The 5,469-nt window shown below is 36.1% G+C and carries 2 protein-coding genes and 1 pseudogene; all 3 read left to right on the top strand.

All coding sequences use genetic code 11. The annotated features are described in order from the left end of the window. Positions 1-1,225, top strand: a pseudogene (locus ADK28_RS03870) (tyrosine-type recombinase/integrase); the annotation flags it as partial. Positions 1,226-1,711: 486 nt separating this feature from the next. Further along, positions 1,712-4,084: a sensor histidine kinase gene (locus ADK28_RS29680; protein ID WP_082172244.1), complete on the top strand. Its 2,373-nt coding sequence runs from the start codon at positions 1,712-1,714 to the stop codon at positions 4,082-4,084. Between the two features lie 6 nt (positions 4,085-4,090). Further along, a partial coding sequence (locus tag ADK28_RS03865; RefSeq protein WP_048794938.1) for a hypothetical protein occupies positions 4,091-5,469 on the top strand: 1,379 nt, incomplete at its 3' end.

Here is a 5,469-nt window from a genome sequence, read left to right as displayed (position 1 = left end):
AAAGGAGTACACCCTAGTTGATGGGGATGGCATGTTTTTGCTGATTCACCCCAACGGCTCAAAATACTGGCGGTTCCGCTTTCGCTTTGGCGGTAAGCAACACCTGATGGCGTTTGGTGTTTATCCCGAAACATCCTTGGCTGATGCTCGTCAAAAAAGAGAAGAGGCCAGAAGGCTTGTTGCTGCAGGAATCGATCCTCGCGAGCATAAACGTGTTGTGAAAGAAGAACAGGCGAAAGAGGCTATTACCTTCGAGTCAGTTGCCAGAGAGTGGCATGCCACTAATAAAAAATGGTCAGAAGAACATAGCAGACGGGTGCTGAAAAGCCTGGAAGATAATCTGTTCTCCGCAATTGGCAAACGCAGTATCGAAGAGCTAAAAACTCGTGCTCTGCTTGCCCCCATAAAAGTCGTTGAGGCTACAGGCCGCTTTGAAGTCGCCTCTCGTCTTCAGCAACGGACAACTGCCATCATGCGATATGCCGTTCAAAGTGGCCTGATTGATTACAACCCGGCCCAAGAGATGGCTGGAGCAGTTGCTTCCAGTAACCGTGTTCATCGTCCAGCACTTGAGCTGAAACGCCTACCTTAACTACTCCACAGAATTGACAGTTACACAGGACGTCCTTTAACTCGTCTGGCGGTTGAACTCACGTTATTAATCTTCATTCGTTCCAGTGAATTGCGCTTTGCGCGTTGGTCTGAAATCGATTTTGAAACAGCAATGTGGACGATACCAGCTGAACGAGAAGCTATCGAAGGAGTAAAGCATTCGCAGCGTGGCTCGAAAATGCGTACACCTCATTTGGTGCCGCTATCTAGCCAGGCGCTAGCAATCCTTAAAGCGGTTCACAAGATTAGTGGCGATCGTGATTTTGTTTTCGTTGGCGATCATAACCCTCGTAAACCGATGAGCGAAAACACGGTGAACAAGGCACTGCGCGTGATGGGATACGACACGAAGGTTGAGGTTTGCGGGCATGGATTCAGGACGATGGCATGTAGCTCGTTGATTGAATCGGGGTTGTGGTCGAGGGATGCGGTAGAACGGCAGATGAGTCATGTGGAACGTAACTCTGTTCGGGCGGCTTACATTCATAAGGCGGAGCATTTGGATGAGCGTAGATTGATGCTGCAGTGGTGGGCGGATTTTCTGGATAAGAATAGGGAAAAGAAGGTTAGCCCATTTGACTTTGCTAAATTAGTAGATAGTAAGCTGATATGAGAATGTGTGACCTATCAGCCCTTCCTAGTCCGTGGATTCAGTGGGGGTAATGAGAAGTGTTATATGCCTTTCTGTGCTTCTGAAGCTTAGCGCCGAGATCTAGATATGGAATGAGATGAACTATGACCACCTCGTTGCAACGTGGTAGAAAATGCAATAGCTGTCGTCTTATTGAACAGAATATATCTGACATCCTCAGGAACAAAGCAGACCAAAAGTCTTCCATACATGATTAACTAGTATAATACTCTTTATCTTCAATGAAATAGAATGATCTACAATCGTATAATTAACTAAGTTTGTGATCTATATTGATTATCAACGTTGAACATTGACTGAGTGTTGTTCATAATCCCTTCAAAAGGTCTGGGGATGGCCCTAAACCTCAGGGCGGTAGCGTGAGTTTGCTCTTATCAAACCATAGAGATCCGATGACAGTGCGTGATTTTTAATCATATTCATCAAATGATTACGTAGAGAGTGTACATGGCAATTTTTCAAGTAGCAGCAAGAACACTGCTTCATTTAGGTTCTGAGTTAATAACGTCAGATGCTATTGCAGTAAATGAATTGATTAAAAATTCAATTGATGCAAAATCTGAGGAAATTGATATTTTTTTCATATCGCCAATATCTCAAGATGACATAAGTAATTTTATTGAGTTAGTTACGACTAATCAGTTGGTCGATTATAATTCGTTAGCTGAATTATTACTGGAAAGAAAAAGAACAGAGTTGAGTGATGAAGTACAATTAGAGTATCGTAATAAAGTTAAAGAAATATCTAAACTTAAAGACAAGGAAAAAGTCATATCTGAGTTGAGAAAGTTAAACTATATAAGGTTTTTAGACTCAGGCATTGGTATGACTGAAGAAATTTTAAGTGAGGTGTTTTTAAAAGTAGGGACTAACTTTAAAGAAGTAGATGATAGCTCTGATGAGGTTTTTTTAGGTAATAAAGGTATCGGCCGTCTTGCAATGATGCGGTTGGGGAAAATTTCTGAGGTAACAAGCTGGCGTTCAAAGGATAACAGTAATAAAGTCTATTTTAATTGGAGGAAATTTGAAGATCCAGAAGTACTTCTATCTGATATAGATATTAAATTAGAAAAGACAGCAGTCCCATGTGAGAATTATAAGCATGGAACGGAAATAATTATTTATGATCTAACGCATAACTGGACAAAAAACTTTATAATTACAGAGATTATAAATAATTTCTTACGGCGTTTACGAGATCCTTTTTCAGTAGATGAAGATGAATTCCCAATTAATGTTTATTTTAACTCATTAGATTATGATGACAGACTTCCTATTGATGCAATGTCTCCAGAATTATGGGATTTGGCACAAAAACTTGTCGAGCTGAATTTTAGCCCTAATGAAGATAAACAAATAATATTAAAAATATCGGATCCAAAAAATAAGGATAACATTTCACCGTATAGTACGGATTTAAAGACTTTAGCACATAAGTTTAACTGCACTGAAAAAGAATTATCTGACATCGGCCCATTTTCCTTTAAACTCCGGTGGTACAATAGGAAGGTATTAAAAAATGACATATTGAATCAGTCACTAAGTTCTAAGAGTACAGAGTTGCATAAAGAATTAGATCTTTGGAGTGGTGGTATTGCTATATATCGGGATGGATATCGTATTGGTTACTCTGGTTCCCAATCGGATAAGGATTGGTTTGAGATAGATAGTTTAGCACTTAAAGGACAGGGTTTTACAGTAAATAGAATCCAACTGATTGGTTCACTTCAAATTACAAAAAGAAATAATAATAAATTGCAAGATAAGTCGAATAGAGAAGGTTTAATCGACAATACACAAGTATCTTTAGTTAAAAGGATAGTTCAGGAAATAGCAATAGCAACCTTTAAGGAATCAATTAATAAGGATAAATATATTAAAGCAATTGATAGAGCTCAAAATATCATTAATAATGATGTCGATAATGCCATAGATAAACTTAATAAAATAAAAGAGGCAGTTACATCATTGAATAATACTGCGACTAAAGATCAAAGAGAAAGTTTAAAACACATACAAGAAAATCTTCACTTTGTTTCCACAACGGTGCGTGATTTTGAATCAGTAACAAAATCAATAAAAGATCAAAGAGAGGATATCTTAGAATTAGCTGGTGCGGGTACTATGGTGCATAGTGTATTACATGAATTAATGCGCTCAACAAATCAAACACGAGAGCTTCTAATTAATTTATCTAACGAAACAAGCAATGAGAAAATATCATCGCTATTGATTAAGCTTGAGTCTGAAATAAAAACAATTGATATTAGGCTAAGGCAGTTTCATCCAATAGGAAAGGCTGTTCGCAATAGAGCAACTGAGTTTAATCTTTTTGAAGATATAGATGTTATTGTAGGCGGTTATGCCCAAAAGTTTTCTGATAATGATGTCCATGTTTATGTTACTTTAGATAACTCACCTAATATAAAAGATTTTAAGATAAGAATGGTTAGAGGTTTTTTATCTATTGCACTGGAAAATCTAATATCTAATTCATATTATTGGCTTTTGAAAGATAAGATATTTTCATCTTTATCAAAGTCAACAGAACGAGCAATTTATATTGATGTAGAGTCAGATACACGTGTAATCCATTTCTCCGACACAGGACCAGGAATCGACCCAAACGATCGCGAGCGCATTTTCGATGCAGGATTTAGTACTAAAAATAGCGAAAAGGATGGACGTGGCTTTGGATTATTTATCGCCAGGGAAGTCACAAAGTATCACGGTGGGAATTTATATCTTTCTGAAGTGCAAAGTCAAGAAGATGGCAGACTAAGACATTTCATTCTTGAATTACCAAACGATAAAGACTGACACATTATGGATAACTCAAAAGTTAATTTTAGCAATGTTGTAATCATTGATGATGATTATGAACCAATATATAAACAGGAAAGATTGCTTCAATATGGTGTTAGCGATCATGTCAGTAAAAAATTAATGGACAAATCGGATCGCAATACCAAAGAATGGCTAAAAATCCTTCAGGAAAAAGGTTTGTCATATGATAATTTAGAACAAAGGCTTATAGCCTTTTCGAATGAAGATATTGCTGTTAAAGCCCCTAATTATTATAAAAAAAATCTGATTGAAATTGTTGAAAGAAGGATTGGTGAACAAAAACCTAAATTAGACTCAATAAAACAATGGTTGATAGACTTAGGTGTAAATAATCAGAGTATCCATTTTTTCAACAATGATGTAGATACGTTAAAATATTGTGGAAACAATCAGCCAGATTTATTTATTGTAGACTTAATGCTTGATGATTCAACTGAATCTACTGGGTTAATTAAGGATTTATTTAATAATGAGAACATCAGAAATAATAGTCAATTTATCCTGATGTCCTATCATAAAGATAAAATATTAGATAACTTCAGGACCTTGCATAAATCACTTAAAGTTAGTAGTTCACGTTTTAAAGTAATAAACAAACCTAATGTAGATGATCTAAGCTCAGAGATTCAGTGGAAGCATGTTTTTATCCAGCTTAATATTGAAAAAGAGTTTATGAGAGAACAGGATAGTTTTCAAAACTCATGGAGTGTTTGTGTTGATGAAGCAGCAAAAAATCTTAAAGAAAAAATCTGGGAATGGGACAGCAGGCATATAAACAGATTGAGACTTTCTGCTGAAGTTGATCATATATCTTTTTCAGATTATTTTTCTGAGATTATGGCAAAGCATATAGTTTCAGTTTTTGAAAGTTCCAAAGCCCCTAAGGATGAAATGGATTTATTGTCAACTAAGATGGCGAATGTGGATGATAAAGCATTTATTCTTAATTCATCTTTAGAAGTAAAAGATCCATATGAAGACCTGAAAATAATGCTTTCCGATATTAACTCACACCGTTCTGAATGGTGTGATAGTATTGATGCCATTAACTCATTTTCTTCCTTCTTAAAAACAATGAAATTTGGAACAATATTACTTAAAGATGATGAGTATCTCGTGAATATAACTCCACCATGCGATTACATCCATCTAAGTGAGAAGCGATCAAAAGAAGAGAGTATGTTATTTATTCCGGGCGTTCAATTTAATTCTTACAAAGAAGAACAAGTTGGAAATAAAAAACATATCACTCCATTCGTTACAATAGGAAAAAATATCCAAGGAATAAAATGGAATTTACGAAATCCTAGGGCATTTACTGTTTACGAGCTTTTCGAATCTATAAATCAATATTCCAT

Source organism: Serratia sp. 506_PEND (assembly GCF_001076875.1).
In the GTDB taxonomy this organism is placed as follows: Bacteria; Pseudomonadota; Gammaproteobacteria; order Enterobacterales; family Enterobacteriaceae; genus Serratia; species Serratia marcescens.
This window is presented reverse-complemented; position numbering and strand designations above follow the sequence as displayed.

Bases quoted from the DNA above. Each gene is read 5' to 3' on its own strand.
- ADK28_RS29680 (WP_082172244.1), top strand. From the start codon at position 1,712: ATGGCAATTTTTCAAGTAGCAGCAAGAACACTGCTTCATTTAGGTTCT.